This is a genomic window from Mycobacterium sp. (assembly GCF_032159565.1).
In the GTDB taxonomy this organism is placed as follows: Bacteria; Actinomycetota; Actinomycetes; order Mycobacteriales; family Mycobacteriaceae; genus Mycobacterium.
Genome location: NZ_JAVHWR010000209.1, coordinates 58,515 through 73,552 on the forward strand (window position 1 = coordinate 58,515; position 15,038 = coordinate 73,552).

18 protein-coding genes are annotated in these 15,038 nt (G+C 65.8%); 6 read left to right on the forward strand and 12 right to left on the reverse strand.

Translation table 11 applies throughout. The features are described 5' to 3' along the window. Window positions 1-68: 68 nt before the first annotated feature. Entirely contained in the window at window positions 69-626 is a 558-nt protein-coding gene (locus tag QOC76_RS28315) for a flavin reductase family protein (RefSeq protein WP_526362781.1), read from the reverse strand. A gap of 136 nt (window positions 627-762) precedes the next feature. On the opposite strand from QOC76_RS28315, the gene QOC76_RS28320 reads away from it, so the two are divergent. Then, window positions 763-987: a ferredoxin gene (locus QOC76_RS28320; RefSeq protein ID WP_526362783.1), complete on the forward strand. Its 225-nt coding sequence runs from the start codon at window positions 763-765 to the stop codon at window positions 985-987. Between the two features lie 30 nt (window positions 988-1,017). Here QOC76_RS28320 and QOC76_RS28325 read toward each other — a convergent pair whose 3' ends face one another. Together QOC76_RS28325 and QOC76_RS28330 are read right to left on the reverse strand one after the other, a co-directional pair. Next, on the reverse strand, window positions 1,018-1,596 hold the full coding sequence (locus QOC76_RS28325; protein ID WP_526362785.1) for a TetR/AcrR family transcriptional regulator: 579 nt from the start codon (window positions 1,594-1,596) through the stop codon (window positions 1,018-1,020). Beyond that, a complete protein-coding gene (locus tag QOC76_RS28330) occupies window positions 1,580-1,948 on the reverse strand; it encodes a hypothetical protein (RefSeq protein ID WP_526362787.1) in 369 nt (122 codons plus the stop codon). Before QOC76_RS28330 ends, QOC76_RS28325 begins: the two co-directional genes overlap by 17 nt. Window positions 1,949-1,961: 13 nt before the next feature. Between QOC76_RS28330 and QOC76_RS28335 the strand changes: the two genes are divergently transcribed. Both QOC76_RS28335 and QOC76_RS28340 read left to right on the forward strand, forming a co-directional pair. Then, on the forward strand, window positions 1,962-3,077 hold the full coding sequence (locus QOC76_RS28335) for a cupin domain-containing protein (protein ID WP_526362789.1): 1,116 nt from the start codon (window positions 1,962-1,964) through the stop codon (window positions 3,075-3,077). Window position 3,078: 1 nt separating this feature from the next. Continuing rightward, complete coding sequence (locus tag QOC76_RS28340; protein ID WP_526362791.1) at window positions 3,079-4,044, forward strand: dihydrodipicolinate synthase family protein; 966 nt, start codon at window positions 3,079-3,081, stop codon at window positions 4,042-4,044. A gap of 40 nt (window positions 4,045-4,084) precedes the next feature. On the opposite strand, the gene QOC76_RS28345 is transcribed toward QOC76_RS28340, so the two are convergent. Genes QOC76_RS28345 through QOC76_RS28365 form a run of 5 tightly spaced genes read right to left on the reverse strand, consistent with a single transcriptional unit; the run spans window position 4,085 to window position 8,242 of the window. Then, complete coding sequence (locus tag QOC76_RS28345; protein ID WP_526362793.1) at window positions 4,085-5,533, reverse strand: aldehyde dehydrogenase; 1,449 nt, start codon at window positions 5,531-5,533, stop codon at window positions 4,085-4,087. Next, window positions 5,530-5,727 carry a tautomerase family protein gene (locus tag QOC76_RS28350; RefSeq protein ID WP_526362795.1) on the reverse strand — a complete coding sequence of 66 codons (198 nt, stop codon included), beginning with the start codon at window positions 5,725-5,727 and terminating at the stop codon, window positions 5,530-5,532. Before QOC76_RS28350 ends, QOC76_RS28345 begins: the two co-directional genes overlap by 4 nt. Before the next feature lie 3 nt (window positions 5,728-5,730). Next, complete coding sequence (locus QOC76_RS28355; RefSeq protein ID WP_526362797.1) at window positions 5,731-6,516, reverse strand: 2-keto-4-pentenoate hydratase; 786 nt, start codon at window positions 6,514-6,516, stop codon at window positions 5,731-5,733. Continuing rightward, the gene (locus QOC76_RS28360; protein ID WP_526362799.1) at window positions 6,513-7,307 is read right to left on the reverse strand and encodes a 2-keto-4-pentenoate hydratase; all 795 of its coding nucleotides are present in this window, start codon (window positions 7,305-7,307) and stop codon (window positions 6,513-6,515) included. The genes QOC76_RS28355 and QOC76_RS28360 overlap by 4 nt, the downstream gene beginning before the upstream one ends. Then, window positions 7,307-8,242 (reverse strand): VOC family protein, encoded by a 936-nt coding sequence (locus QOC76_RS28365; protein ID WP_526362801.1) that lies wholly within the window; start codon window positions 8,240-8,242, stop codon window positions 7,307-7,309. The genes QOC76_RS28360 and QOC76_RS28365 overlap by 1 nt, the downstream gene beginning before the upstream one ends. Before the next feature lie 372 nt (window positions 8,243-8,614). Between QOC76_RS28365 and QOC76_RS28370 the strand changes: the two genes are divergently transcribed. From QOC76_RS28370 to QOC76_RS28380, 3 genes are all read left to right on the forward strand, one after another. Next, the gene (locus QOC76_RS28370) at window positions 8,615-10,108 is read left to right on the forward strand and encodes an aldehyde dehydrogenase family protein (RefSeq protein WP_526362803.1); all 1,494 of its coding nucleotides are present in this window, start codon (window positions 8,615-8,617) and stop codon (window positions 10,106-10,108) included. A 99-nt stretch (window positions 10,109-10,207) separates the two neighbouring features. Further along, the gene (locus tag QOC76_RS28375; protein WP_526362805.1) at window positions 10,208-10,789 is read left to right on the forward strand and encodes a MarR family winged helix-turn-helix transcriptional regulator; all 582 of its coding nucleotides are present in this window, start codon (window positions 10,208-10,210) and stop codon (window positions 10,787-10,789) included. Beyond that, window positions 10,786-11,811 (forward strand): amidohydrolase family protein, encoded by a 1,026-nt coding sequence (locus QOC76_RS28380; RefSeq protein ID WP_526362807.1) that lies wholly within the window; start codon window positions 10,786-10,788, stop codon window positions 11,809-11,811. The genes QOC76_RS28375 and QOC76_RS28380 overlap by 4 nt, the downstream gene beginning before the upstream one ends. Here the strand turns inward: QOC76_RS28380 and QOC76_RS28385 are convergent. Genes QOC76_RS28385 through QOC76_RS28400 form a run of 4 tightly spaced genes read right to left on the reverse strand, consistent with a single transcriptional unit; the run spans window position 11,808 to window position 15,037 of the window. Next, entirely contained in the window at window positions 11,808-12,806 is a 999-nt protein-coding gene (locus tag QOC76_RS28385; RefSeq protein ID WP_526362809.1) for a substrate-binding domain-containing protein, read from the reverse strand. The two genes, QOC76_RS28380 and QOC76_RS28385, sit on opposite strands and share 4 nt — an antisense overlap. Next, window positions 12,803-13,588, reverse strand: coding sequence for an IclR family transcriptional regulator (locus tag QOC76_RS28390; RefSeq protein ID WP_526362811.1), 786 nt, complete (start codon window positions 13,586-13,588; stop codon window positions 12,803-12,805). The genes QOC76_RS28385 and QOC76_RS28390 overlap by 4 nt, the downstream gene beginning before the upstream one ends. Before the next feature lie 7 nt (window positions 13,589-13,595). Further along, window positions 13,596-14,840: an NAD(P)/FAD-dependent oxidoreductase gene (locus tag QOC76_RS28395; protein ID WP_526362813.1), complete on the reverse strand. Its 1,245-nt coding sequence runs from the start codon at window positions 14,838-14,840 to the stop codon at window positions 13,596-13,598. Continuing rightward, complete coding sequence (locus QOC76_RS28400; protein ID WP_526362815.1) at window positions 14,840-15,037, reverse strand: ferredoxin; 198 nt, start codon at window positions 15,035-15,037, stop codon at window positions 14,840-14,842. Before QOC76_RS28400 ends, QOC76_RS28395 begins: the two co-directional genes overlap by 1 nt. Between the last annotated feature and the right edge of the window lies 1 nt (window position 15,038).

Consider the following 15,038-nt stretch of genomic DNA (forward strand, 5'->3'; position numbering starts at 1 on the left):
ACGTATTATGTGTTCACTGCGCTGCCCTGGTCAAGACCTTCTTCGAAACTGTTCGCGGCTGCGCTCGATCAGCGCGACCGTTGGCCGTGGCCTCCTGACGCTACGGCCGGCACGTCGGCCTCGAGTCGCCGGAACCGGCCTGCGTGGAACACCAGCGGAGCCACGGCGGGGTGCGTACACAACCGATGAATCTGCAAAATGGCGAGCGTGTGGTCGCCGGCGGGGACCTCATCGAACAGCGCGCACTCCAACCACGCGGACGCCCCGCCGATCATCACCGCCCCTGTGCCGGTTGGCATCCACTCGATCGCGCCGAAGCGGTCTCCCTTGCCTGACAACCTTGCGCAGGCATGTTCCTGATCATGCCCCAGCACGCTCAGTCCGAGGCGATCGCTCTGCCGTAATCGTGGCCAGGACGTGGACGTCCGCTGGATGGAGATCGCCACCAGCGGTGGATCGAGCGATAGTGAGACGAATGCACTTGCCGCGATGCCGACCGGTATGCCGTCTTCTTTCAGCGCACAGATGGCGATGACACCACTGGGGAAGCACCCGAAGGCGGCACGCAGCGCCAGCGGGCCGGAGACCGGATTGAGCTGCGCCGCAATCGATTTCGAGTCAGGCATGATGCGGCCCGATGGATCGCCCGGCATCGCTCAGAAATGAGACCATGTATGCAAATAAAACATTATCTGGATATCCTGTCTACAATCGGGACATACCGCAGCCCGTCGCACACCAGGGTCACCAGAGGAGCCGATCATGGCAGTCACTCAGCCGACACTTCTCGTCACCGTCGACCGGGCGAAGTGCTGCGGGTACACCCTGTGCGCCGCCGAAGGGCCCGACGTTTACTCGATCGATGACGCCGGATACGCCGTGGCAATGGACGGGGTGCCCGCCGATCTGGAGGCGCAGGCCTGCCGCGGCGCGGAGGCCTGCCCGGACGGCGCCATCACCGTTCGGCGCATCGGTGAGGGCGAGTAACGGCACAGAGCCGGCCGATCAGTAGGAACTTCAGACCAGGTACAGGTCGGGAGTCGACTCGGCCAGGCAGGGCAATGCCAAGATCGCGCGAGAAACATCGGACAGGTCGCGAGTCGGCAGCACGTAGGCGGACATCGTGATGCGAAGGATCAACTCACAGAGCTGGCCGCTGGTGAGCCCCATGCTGCGAACCGCCCTGCTCGTCACCAGCGCCGGAGCCAGCAGCTCCTCGAGCACGGCGACGAAGTCGGGAAAGATCTGCCGGAGGAAGTCCACGCCGAAGCCGGGTTCGAGGGCGAGCACCTGTACGACCTCGGGATGCGAGCGTCCGACGTCGGTCATCGCCTCGACGACCACGCGCACCCGAACGTCGAGTTCGGGCCGCTCCTCGACGGCCGCGATGACCGCGTCTTCGAAGAGCTTCTCGACCTTTACCCCGATGGCATGGAGCAGATCCTGCTTGCTGTTGAAGTAGTGGTACAGCGCTCCGCGGGAGATTCCCGCCTGAGCGCTGACATCAGTCATCGACAGCCCCCGGGCTTCGCTGCGTGCCAGCGTCGTATACGTTGCGTCGAAGATCCGTGCGAGGGTCTCACTGTTCGCCGCCATTGGCCCTCCTCGTCGTTCCCGCTCTGCAGAGTGTATTCCCGCTGTGCAGAGAAATGAACATAAACGACAACAATGCTGTGATCTGTTCAAGCGAAATGTCAGGACGATGCCGACCAATCGAGCGTGGCTTCGCCGTGTGCCCGGTTGCCGACAAAGGTATTGAATAGACAAAATCAATACTAAGTGTCTTGTCGTCGGCCCAAGCCGGTGCTAGCGTCAGCGCTGCGTCGTCATCGTCGGCAGCAGTCTCTCCGATCCAGGGATCGACGCTCGCCGCCACCCTGGGCCCTTCGTCGACCAGCGACGGCGCGAAGTACGACGGGCTTCCAGAGAAAGCCGGCGGATCCTTCACGAGGACAAGGGATATGACGACGACACAGGAGTCCGCTGCTGATCTGGCGGAGTTCGACAAGAAGCTCGACCGACTCCACCTTCGCGGCCAGTGGCAGTACGACGCGCAGCTGATCCAACTCACCGACGGTCCCGTCCCGGCCGGCGTGCCCTTCCGGTGGTCACGGGAACTCGCCGATCGCGCGTTGGCCGAGATGTGCACCGCGGTATCGGGTGAAACCGCCAGGAGAAACTTCACCTTCATCAATCCGGCGCCCGATGTGAACGGCACGACACAGACCCTCGCGATGGGCATGCAGATCACGCTGCCCGGTGAGATCGCCTGGGCGCACCGGCACTCCATCAATGCACTGCGCTTCGTCGTGGACGGAAGTCCCGAACTCTACACGGCTGTCGACGGTGAGCGGCTCGCGATGGAGGACGGTGATCTGATCATCACCCCGGCCTACACCTGGCACGATCACCACAACGAGAGCGCCAAGCGCGGCGTCTGGGTCGATATCCTCGACGTGCCGCTGATGGGCTATCTGCGCCAGCTGTTCTTCGAACCGTTCGGCGGCAGCACCCAGCCATTGCACGACAACGCGGCCGACCACATCAGCAGCCGCGCCTCAAACATCCGGCCTGCCTGGGAAGCACGCCAGCTTTCCCGCATTCCGTTCCGTTATGCCTGGCGCGATGTCCGGGCCGCCCTGGACACACACCGGCACAACACGGGCAGTGCGTTCGACGGCGTCATCCTGCACTATGCCCATCCGGTGACCGGCGGTCCCACACTGCCCACCATCGACTGCTTCGCGCAGATGCTTCGTCCTGGCCTGCATACGGAACGCCACCGGCACACGTCCAGCGCGGTGTACTACGTCGTCGAGGGCGAGGGCACAACACTCGTCGGCGACGAGGAGCTCGAGTGGTCGGTCGGCGATTCGTTCGTGGTGCCGAACTGGATGTGGCATGCCCACGTCAACCGGTCCAGCGATACGCCGGCCGTGCTTTTCTCCGCTACCGACGCCCCGGTGCTGGAAGCGCTCGGGATGTACCGCGAGGAGCCCTATCCCTCGTTCGGTATCGCTCCCGGTCCCACCGTGCCGGGCGATCGGGCCCGGGGCCGTTCGGCAGAGAGGACATGACATGACGATCAGCCGTGCCGACATCAGGGGCGTCGTCGGCATCGTACCGACACCGGCGACCAAGGACGCCGGTGATTGGCGCTGCGTGAACAGCGTCAACGTCGCCGAGACCGAAAACATGATCGAGCAGGTCGTCGACGCCGGGATCGAACTGGTGATGGCGACCGGCACGTTCGGCGAGTGCGCGTCGCTGACACATGAAGAGTGGCTTCTGTTTTCGCGGTGTGTCGCCGATACTGTCCGCGGCCGGGTGCCCTTCTTCGCCGGCGTGACGACACTCAACACCCGCGACACCATCGCCAGGGGACACGAAGCGATCGCCGCCGGTGCGGACGGGCTGTTCGTGGGTCGTCCAATGTGGCTCCCCCTCGACGACGACGGCATCGTGCGCTTCTACCGCGACATCACCGAGGCCTTGCCGGGGGTACCCGTGGTGATCTACGACAACCCGGCCGCATTCAAGGGCAAGATCAGCGTAGCGGCCTATCTGCAACTCGCGGATCTTCCCGAGATCGTGGCGACGAAGCATGCCGGAGGTCCGTCGCTGGAGAGCGACATCGAGGCGTTCGGCGACAAAGTCGCCGTACTCCCTCTCGACAGCGACTGGGTCAGGGCCGCCAAGCGCTTCCCCGACCGGGCCACCGCGTGCTGGTCGGGGAACGTGGCGTGTGCCCCGTCGCCGCTGGCCGCGCTGTCCCGCGCGGTGCTGTCCCAGGACTGGGCCGGCGCGGATCACATTTCCGAACAGGTGAATTGGGCGTTGGCACCTCAGTTCGGCGGCGACATGTCGCGTTTCATGGACTACAGCATCCCGGTCGGTCGCGGCCGGTTCCGCGGGGCGGGTCTCATCGACTGCGGACCCAGCCGGCCTCCGTACACCGACGCTCCACCCGACATGGTCGCAGGGGGCGAGGAGACCGGCCGGCGGTGGGCCGAATTGGAGCAGAAGTACCGCGGGACCCGCTGAGAGTTCAGCGCCTTCTCTCGGGCAGGACGTCCGCGCAGATTCAGACGCCTGCACCTTCGGTGATGGCCATCACGACCGCCTTCGGCTCGGTGAAGAACTCGCGGCTGAACGTCCCACCTTCGCGTCCGACCCCCGAGTCTCCGACACCTCCGAACGGCGCCCGTAGGTCGCGGATGAAGAAGCAGTTCACCCAGACCGTCCCTGCCTTCAGCGCGGCCGAAACACGGTGGGCGCGGGACAGATTCTCGGTGAACAGCATCGCATTCAGGCCGAAGGGGGTGTCGTTGGCGGCCGCTATCGCGTCGGCCTCCGTGTCGAAGGGCGAGACGACGACGACGGGCCCGAAGATCTCGTCGCGAAGGAGGCGCGCCCCGGCCGGCAGGTCCGTCACGATCGTCGGCCGGATCAGCCATCCCTCCCCCAGACCGCCCGTGCGCATGACGCCACCGTCGGCGGGGATTCCGTCGATGTAGGCGCGGACCTTCTTCCAATGGTCTTCGGAGGCAAGCGGGCCGAGTTGTGTACCAGTCGATTTCGGATCGCCGGCGGTGAGCGCCTCCGCTGCGGCGACGAACCGCGCCAGGAACGCGTCATACACGGCACGCTGGACATACAACCGGCTTCCGGCCAGGCACACCTGTCCGGCGTTGGAGAAGATCGCCCGGATCGACCAGCTGACCGCGCTGTCGAGGTCGGCATCCGCGAAGACCAGGTTTGCGCCCTTGCCGCCCAGTTCGAGGCTCACCGGCGTGAGGTGAGCGGACGCCGCGGCGGCAATGGTTCTGCCCGTGCCCGATTCGCCGGTGAAGGTGATCCTGTCCACCCTGGCGTCGCCGGTGAGCGCGGATCCCACCGAATCGGGGCCGTATCCGTGCACGACGTTCAGCACGCCGTCCGGTAATCCCGCCGCCAAACCCAGGCGAGCCAGGATGGTCGCAGAAGCGGGGGTGTCCTCGGCAGGCTTGAGGACGACAGTGTTCCCCCAGGCCAATGCTGGTGCGACCTTCCAGGTCTCGAGCATCAACGGGAAGTTCCATGGCGCGATCGCGGCGACCACACCCGCCGGTTCGAAACGCGTGTATGCGTGGTGGCCGGTATCCATCGGCAACGCTTCGCCTGCGCACAGCCGCGCGTGGTCGGCGAAGAACCGGAAGTTCTGCGCGGACCGGGGCACGTCGTTGTCGCGGCTGTCGGCGAGCGGCTTGCCCATGTCGGTGGTGTCGGCGAGCGCGAGTTCATCGCGGTGCTCCATGATGAGGTCCGCCAGCCGGTGCAGAATCGCGCCGCGTTCGGCCAAACCCATTCGCGGCCAGGGACCTTCGTCGAACGCCCGGCGCGCCGCCGCGACCGCACGGTCGGCGTCCTCGGCGCCGCCCAGTGCCACCCGGGCCCACGGCTTGCGGGTCCATGGATCGACGGTGTCGAAGAAGGCTCCGCCCGACGATTCGATCTCGTCGCCGTCGATGACGTGCAGTATCTGTTCGGTCATGAAGTCTTGGAACGTTCCGCGATCGTCACGTCCCCTGCGGCCCAGTGGGTATCGGGCACCTCGCGCAACACCACCCTGATGGTCGCCCGCGAGGCACTCAGCGCAGCCTCGGCGGCGTCCGTCAGACCAGTGATCAACGCGCGCAGTTGCTCCGGTGTGCGGCCCACAACCAGCGTGACTTCGATAAACGGCATGCTTTACTTCCCTCCTCGGACGACCAGTGAACCCAGGTGCGAGAAGTGCACCCGTACCGCGGTACCCAGGCTCACCGGGACGGCGTCGGTCATACCGCCAGTGAGAACGATCCAGCCGGGTTCGATCGCCAGTCCCCGTTCGGCAAGGGTGTTGGCGGCCAGCGCCAGCGCTTCGGCCGGGTGGCCCTGCACAGCGGCGCCGGTGGCGCTGTCGACGATGACGCCGTCGACTTCGACCAGGCAAGCCTCCAGTGCGAGATCCAGTCGCTCCGGCGCCAGCCCGATCGACCCGGTCAGATACCGCGCCGAGGACGCATTGTCGGCAACCACGTCAGGCAGCGTGAAGCGGAAGTCGCGATACCGGGAGTCGATGATCTCGATACCCGCGTAGACGCGGCCCACGGCCGACATAGCCCGTGGCGCGGTGACACCGGGACCGGACAATCTCTCCTTCATGACGAAGACCAGTTCCGGTTCCGCGCGAGGATGGATGAGTGTCCCGCCGGGTATCGGCGCCCCCGCCGGCAGCGTCATCACGTCGGTGAGCCAGGCCACCAGTGGAGACGAGATGCCCATCCGCTGCTGCTTGGCGCGTGAGGTCAGACCGAGTTTCACACCGACCACGTGCTCGCCGCGTTCGACTCGGCGACAAAGCGTTTCGTCTTGAATGGCATACGCCGTGCGGAGATCGAGATCCCGCCACTCATCGGTGAGGGGATCTCGGGCCGCAGCCGCGTCCTGCGCGTCGAGCAGTTCGGTCGCCGCCCGGTCAACGGACCATGTGTTCATGAGGCTCCTGTGCAGAAACGTGCGGTGACGGTTCCGAGTTCGGCGAACTGCGCGGTCCAGACATCGCCACGCTGCACAGGTTGGGCGGCCGTGACCGAGCCAGGGAGTACGACGTCCCCGGCCTCCAGGCAGTCGCCGTACTCGCCCAGCGTGTTGGCCAGCCATGCCAGCGAGATCACTGGCGACCCGAGAGCTGCTCCGCTGGCGCCCGTTGCGACCAGTTCACCGTTGCCGAATAGGTTGCAGCCCAGAAGCCGAAGGTCTGCGGCAGCCGGTCGGATCGGGTGCGCGCCGAGCACGACCCCGCCCGAGGACGCGTTGTCCGCAATGGTGTCGACGATGCTGATTCGCCAGTCCACGATGCGGCTGTCGATGATCTCCAGTGCAGGCAGCACGAAATCCACGGCAGCCAGCGCTTCGGCGACGGTGACGCCGGGACCGGCGAGGCGACGGCCCAGTATCAGGGCGGTCTCCGGCTCGATCCGGGGCGCAAGAAACGCCGAGATGGGTACGACCTCCGACTCCGCATAGAACATCTGGTCGTGCAACACCCCGAAATCCGGCTGCGCGACCCCCATTTGCCGTTGCACGGCCGCCGAGGTGAGGCCGACCTTGCGGCCCTTGGTCACCCGACCCTCTGCCTGCCACTTGGCGACCTGAGCCTGTTGAATCGCGTACCCGTCGGCGATGGTCAGCTCAGGAGACCGATCCGTCAGCGGCGCAACGGGATCCCCCGTTCGATAGGCCTCCAGCAGGTCCTGGGCCATCCGATCACACTCATCGGCACGCATCAGAGACCGACGACGGGCTCGGCCGGGCTCGTCGCCGCCGTCACCGGCGCGCCGCCTGCCAATTGTGACTGGGAGACCGTCCGCTGGGTGGGACCCAGCCACATGTCGATGGAGCCTGGTTCCTGGAGTTCGAACATGCGCGGCGTCCATGCCGCGTCGTCATCGATCAACTGGACGCCGAACGAGTACTCGTAGGTCAGATTGTCCGGCCCGAGGAAGTAGACGAAGATGGCCGTCGACGTGGGATGGCGACCGGGCCCGTGCAGAATGTGCACGCCCTGCTGTTGCAGGAACCGCCAGTTGCGCATCACGTCGTCCAGCGTTTCGACCTGAAAGTTGATGTGGCAGAAGCCGGGTCCCGCGTCATTCTGGAAGAACGCCAGTTTGTGATGGACGGGATCGATACGCATCAGGCATGCGCCGTCACCGATCCAGTCGGACACCCGGCCGCTGAATACGGTCGACCAGAAGTGGTGTGCGGCGCGCACATCGGGAGCGTCGAGGCAGAGGTGACCGAATTCGGCGATGCCGGCAGCGGGTCTTCCGAAGTTGATCGGGCGGGCCAGCGTGCTCTGGCCGGTGACCAGTTCGACGTGGTTGCCGAACGGGTCGTCGAAGCCGATGAAGTTGCGCACATGGCGCTGCCGCGCTTGTTCTTCGGAACCACGCCGCACCGTGCAGCCGTACCGCCGCAGCTCCGATTCGGCGGACTCCAGGGCGGCATCGTCGCGCAACGAGAACGCTGAGGCGTGAACCCCGGCCACGTCACTCTCCACCAGCGCCAGGCAGTGGTGACGATGATCGGCGCGCAGGTAGGAAACGCCGGGGTCCAGCACCACCGGATCCAATCCCACGATGTCGACGGCGAACCGTGTCGCGCGTTCCAGATCGGTCACCCCGGACCGCACATAGGCGATGTCCTGCAGTTCGATCATCCCGGACCTCTCTGGTGAAACCGACACGAATCAGCCAGCACCCGAGGCGCGCCGGAGATCCGTCGTCCGCAGATACTTACTTATGACCCTGAACTATATTGTGTTCGAGCCGCCATGGTCAAAGGTTTCGTCACTCTACTTTCGGCGGTGCGGTGTCTGGCACGGTAGTTGACTTGATGCGTAGTCGAATCATTGTTGTGCACAAGCGAGTTACACCCTCGCGGGTGATCGGAACCGCCGGGCCGAGATAACCCGCGCAAGCCCGTTACTTGTATCAGTGAACCTTTTTTGAACATGACTTGTGAACGCGGAATGCACGCTAGAGTGGATGCACGCCGGCTGTGTACTACTCAAGGAAGTGAGCATAGGCACGTGCAAACCTCGTTGGAGGGCAACAAGAGGGACGTCGCAGTCCTGCTCGACCGTGAATGGCTCATGCTCATCGGTGGCGATCGCGTCGGCGCGAACGATGGCGCCACGATGCAGATCACTGCGCCACACGATGGCTCCGTAATCGCGAGCGTGCCGGCCGCCGGGCCGGCCGACATCGATGCGGCCGTGAGTGCCGCCGCGGCGGCTTTCCCGGCGTGGCACGGCACGACGCTGCTCGAACGCGCCGAGATGATCCGGGCGTTCGCTGCGAGATTGCGGGCCCGTGCAACGGAGTTCGGTCTGCTCGACGCCATCGACACCGGAAATCCCGTCACCGCGATGATCGGCGACGTGATGATGGCAGCCCGGTGGCTCGACTATCACGCCTCGGTGGCCTTCGGCATCACCGGCGACACCCTCCCGTCGATGACCCGCAGCTGGCTCATGACGCGCAAGGAACCGTACGGCGTGGTTGGGCGGATCATTCCCTACAACCATCCCATCCTGTTCGCCGCCGCCAAGGTCGGCGCTCCTCTGATCACGGGCAACACCCTGGTCCTCAAGGTGCCCGATCAAGCTCCGCTGTCCTCTCTGCTGATGGCCGAGGTGGTGGGGGCATCGTTTCCTCCAGGGGTCGTCAACATCGTTTCTGGCAGCGGCGCCGTCGCAGGCGACGCCCTCGTCCGGCACCGCGACGTCAAGCGCATCGCGCTGATCGGGAGCGTCCCGACCGGCCAGAAGGTGATGGCCGCGGCGGCCGAGGTCGGCATCAAGCACGTCACTTTGGAGCTCGGCGGCAAGAACGCGATGATCGTCTGCCCGGACGCCGATCCGGCCGCCGTCGTCGAAGGTGCGGCGTTCGGCATGAACTGCCATTGGAGCCAGGGACAGTCGTGCGGCTCGACGACGCGGCTCTTCCTGCACGAGTCGCTTCACGATCAGGTTGTCGGCGGGCTGGTGGAGCGACTGAAGTCGATCAAGATCGGCCATCCGTTGGACCCCGCGACCGAGATGGGCTGCCTGGTGTCCTCGGCCCAGTACGACAAGGTGCATCACTACATCGACTCGGCAAGACGCGAGGGCGCCCGACTGGTCACCGGCGGCGGACGCCCCAACGGCGAAGAGTTCCAGGCCGGGTTCTATGTCGAGCCGACGGTTTTCACCGACGTCGACATGTCGATGACGATCGCCAGGGAAGAGATCTTCGGTCCCGTCCTATCGGTTCTGCGATTCACCGATCTCGACGCTGCCGTAGCGCAGGCCAACGCGTTGCCATTCGGCCTGACCGGCGCGGTTTGGAGCAACGACATCGCGACCGCCCTGTCGGTGGCCGACCGACTCGATACCGGCTACGTGTGGATCAACGGAAGTGGCAGCCATTTCCTCGGCGCTCCATTCGGCGGCCACAAGAACAGCGGCACCGGTTCCGAGGAGGGGATCGAGGAGCTGGAGAGCTTCCTGCAGACCAAGACGGTCAACATCCCGCTCCGCTGAATCTCCGGTCAGCGGCGGAGCGCGGACCGGATAGTTCGGTTTGGATAAAGTACAGCTTCAGAACTACCCGACGTAGTGCACCGACCGGGAGGCCACCTCATGCCGCGACGGCCCCGCAATCCACCCTCGATCGCCGAGCAGATCGCCCTTGCCGCCGACCGGGAGGGTCCCGACTTCGACACGGCAGTTCTCGGGCTCACTCTTGCGCTCTTCCGCACGGCGACCGCGTTCGAGCGTGCTCACGTCACCGAACTGCTGCCCCACGGCCTGAGCATCATCCAGCTCAACATCTTGACCGTCCTGGACCGCGCCACTGAGCCACTGACGATGGGCGCTCTCGGACAGGCGGTGTCAGTGCTACCGGCGAACCTCACCGGCGTCGTCGACGGTCTGGTGAGACGAGGCTATGTCGAGCGGATCCCCAATCCCAGCGATCGCCGATCGTTCCTGATCCGCATCGGCAAGGTTGGCCGCAGCTTCCTGCGCAAGTTCCTGCCGGGCCACTGGGCACACCTGCATAACCTGATGAGCGATCTGACGCCGGCCCAGAGGCGTCAGTTGCAGTCGTTGCTCGGCAAGTTCCTCGAGTCGATCGAGCAGAACGGCAAGGACACCGCAGACGGGGTCAATCCCGACCGGGTCCGACGTCCGGCCCGTCGCGGCGGCGCGGTGCCGACGTGACGCGGGTGGGGCCCGGCGTCATCGACCTCCATTCCCACGGGATACCCCGCCGCTTGCCTGCGTTCGGCAGGCGCTTTGCGGGATCCTGGCCGGAGTTGGTGGCGACCGGACCCTGCACAGCCGACCTCATGCTCGGCGATCGTCATTTCCGATCCATCACCGACCAGTGCTGGAACCTCGAACGTCGCATCACCGACATGGATGCTGACGGCGTTGCCCGTCAGGTGATTTCGCCCATTCCCATAACCTTCGCCTATGGTCTGGACACCGACGGTGTCGCCGAACTCTCGCGCGTGCAGAACGAATGGATCGCCGAAGCGGTCCGGGCACTCCCGGCTCGGTTCAGCGGACTGGGCACGGTGCCGCTGCAGGATCCCGACCGCGCGGCGGAGGTGGTTGTCGAGATTCGACGGGACCTTGGCCTGGCCGGGGTTGAGATCGGGTCCAACGTGCGCGACGTGAACCTCGACGACCGGGCTCTGGACCCCTTCTTCGCGGCTTGCGCCGAGCAAAGCGCGCTCGTGTTCATCCACCCGTGGCAGGTGCTGGGCGCCAACCGCCTCACCCACTATGGGCTCGCCGAGTCAATCGGGATGGGCGCCGAAACCGCTACGGCCGCTGCAACGTTGGTGATGGGTGGCGTTCTAGACCGCCATCCCGACCTGGATGTGCTGCTCGCCCACGGTGGTGGGGCCTTTCTGGCGCTGCTCCCCCGGATCGAACGGTTCTGGGCGAATCTGCCCGGGGCGGCGAGTTGCGTTGACCGACCGTCGAGCTATGCGCGCCGATTCTTCTACGATTCACTCGTCTTCGACCCGGAAGTGGTCGCGGCGCTGATCGGACGCGTCGGGGCCGACCGCGTCGCCGTCGGGACCGACTACCCCTTCGCGATCGCCGAACGCCCCGCCGGGGCGGCTCTGCTGCGCGCCGGCCTGTCCGACGCCACCACCGAAGCGGTCAGCAGACATACCGCCGAGCGGCTGCTGGGACTCACCCGCGCCGGGGCGGAAGTTCCTGGCTAAACCCTTGCGGCACTGACGGTCGACGGTACGAACACGTCTTCGGGTGCCAGCTGTCGTCGGCTGAACCCCTGCTCGTGGGCGTAGGTCAGCAACGCCTCCAGGCTGGCGGCGTTCTCGGCGACTCCGCAGCGGAACGGATCACCGAGCATCGCCTGTTCCGCCTCCGCGTACGAGGACTCCCAGATCAGGCTGCTGGTACAGACGGCGGTATCCAGAAGCTCCCTCTGTACGGGCGTGCGTGCCCGTTCGAATGCGTCGACGAGGTTGTTGGCGACCCAGGGATGAGCGGCGAGCAGTGCGCGCCTGATGACCACCACATGCATGATCGGAACGATCTGCGTCTTCTCGAAATATGCCTGCTCAGCCGAACGGAAGTCGGGCCACAACCGACGGATCCGCCGATCGCCCTGCAGGAAGGCGCGTGGGGCCCTGGCGGTGATCAGACCATCCAGATCGCCACGGATCAGCTGGGCACTCAGCGTGTCCGCGTCGCCGATGTGCGACACGTCGAAGTGCGCCGGCGGCGTCACGGGCGCCTTCTCCTGTCGGCCGGGTTCCTCGAGACCTCCTGTGCGCCAACGGATCGACGCCAGGTCGACGCCGTGGTGTTCGCCCAGGATGCCGCGCATCCACAGCGACGCGGTCATGCTCCACTCGGGGGTGCCGATCACGGCACCGTTGAGGGCGGCCACGTCGGAAACATCTGTGTCCGCGTTGAGGTAGACGCTCGAGTGCCGAAAGACCCGCGACGGGAAGATCGGCAGCGCTGTGAACAGCCGATCCGGATCGTCCACCGTGGACAGGTAAGCGCCCATCGAGTATTCGGCCAGATCGAACTCGCCGTACCTGCCCTGCCGCCAGAAGAGATCTTCGATCGCCGTGTGCAGGTAGCGCAGGCGGATACCCTCCGGAACCACCTCGCCGCTGTACAGACGCCGGGTCCGGTCGTAAAGCTCACCGCCGTAGGTCAATTCGAGGCGTTCAAGACCGCTCATGGAAGCAGCGCCTCGATCTCGGCGGCGGCAGCGGACAGCTGGCCGAGCGCCGTTCTCCGCAGGTCCCTGGTCATCCGACTGACCGGCACCGAAACGTTCAGGGCGAACGTGCCGTTGCGTAGCGGAACGGCGATGGACACCACGCCTTCCTCCCCTTCTTCATTGCTGGTGGCATGTCCGCGCCTGCGCACCGCAGCGAGTTCGGACTTGAGCGCGGCCGTCGACGCGATCGAATGTCGCGTCATCTGGATCAGGTCGGGATCGGGGTACAGAATGTCTAGCTCCTCCGAGCTGAGGGCTGCGAGCAGCACCTTTCCGGTCGACGTGCAGTGCGCGGGCATGGCGACGCCTTGGCGGTTCGCGACCCGCAGCGCCTGTGGACTCTCGATGGACGCCACGAAGTCGACCTCGGCACCTTCGAGCCGCCCCAGATGTACGGTCTCCTGCAGATCGGCGTTCAGCTTCGCCAGCACCGGGCGCGCACGGTCGCGGACATCGAGCTGCTTCAGCACCGTGAATGCCAGTAGATCCAGGCTTGGACCTGTCTGGTAGGCCTTGGTTCTCGAATCCTGGCGGATCAGCCCGCGGTACTGCAGCATGGCCAGCAGCCGGTGTGCCGTCGAACTGGCAACGCCGAGATGGACACTCACGTCGGTGAGCCGAAGCTCCGTACGGGTCACCAGGAGCATCAGGATCTGCAGGGCGTTGTCGACCGATTCCAGCGGATACTGGGGAGTGGGCCCGTAGGCCCTTGTCGTTATCGGTACTGCTGCCGTCGTCACGACGTGCCTACCTTCCGGCCGTTTTCATGGCATTGAGCCGCGGTAGACCCTCGAGTTCCGCGAGGCAGTCGGCGACGGCGGTGCCGGCGCCGATCATCCGGCGACACAACATCAGCGCCTTCGGCCAGTTGACCGTGACTGCCCCGCGCAGCAGGCCGTCCCGGTCGCCGTATACCGCCGCAACCTGTGCCGGGTCGCCGTCGACGTCACCGATGATCCGTTGCAGCGCAGACCGGTTGGGCCGCCCGGCGATCTGGATCTTCCAGTCGTACTGGTCGCTCCATACGTACTCCGTCGGCGCGTATGCGCGCGGCGTGCCGGGATGGCAGATGTTGTGTGCCACACAGGCGGACTGCTCGGCGGCATTCGTCCAGTGCTCGACGCGGACGTCTTCCTGATGTCCGGGATGGCGCCAGCGGGCCACGTCCCCAACGGCGTAGACGTCCGGGTGGTCGACGGTGCGACAGAATTCGTCGCAGACCACGCCGTCATCGATGAGAAGGCCCGACGAGGCCAGCCATCCGTCGTTGGGGATCGCGCCGATGCCGACGACCACCGTTGCGGCAGACAGCGTCTCACCGTCGGTGAGGGTGACGCGCAGAGCACCCGCGCGTCCCTCGACCGACTCCACACCGATGCCGAACCTCGTCCCCACTCCATGCCGGGCGTGCACGCCGGCGAGCATCGCCCCGAGTTCGTCTCCGACGATCCGGCCGATCGGCGCCGCGAGCGGGTCGACGATCGTGACGTCCCGGCCTGCGGCGTGTGCCGTGGCAGCCACCTCGGCACCGATGAATCCACCGCCGACGACGACGACCGGTCCGGTCGCCGCCAGGGCCCGGGCCAGTTCCTGCGTGTCGTCGAGGGTCCGCACCACGTGAACGCCCGAGTCCACCGACCATGGGGACGGCCGAGCGGCCGCACCGGTGGCGACGACCAGGACGTCATACGCCACTCGCGTGCCGTCGGCGAGCACGACCGCGCGGCCCGCCATGTCCAGGCGCTCGGCGGCGCTGCCGAGCTTCAGTTCGATGTCTGCCTGCTCCGCATCCTCGGCCGTCAATATCGTGATTCTGCCCTGATCCCACGCGCCTGCGAGGAACTGCTTGGACAGCGGCGGCTTGTCGTAGGGCAGGTGGGCTTCGGCGCCGATCACCAGGACCGGGCCGGTGAATCCCTGCGAGCGCAACGCTTTTGCGGTGCGGATGCCACCGACCGACGACCCGACGATGACGACTGTCCGGCTCTGCATCACTCCGTCTCGATGCTCAAGGCATTCACCGGGCAGCTGCGCACGGCGTCTTGGACCCGCATCAGGTCTTGCTCAGGAATGGTGTCGCGCAACAGGACGACGACTCCGTCGTCGTCGACGTCGAACGTGTCCGATGCGCCGGTCACGCAATTGCCGTATCCCTGGCACAACGGATAGTCAGCGTGGAGTCTGGGCACG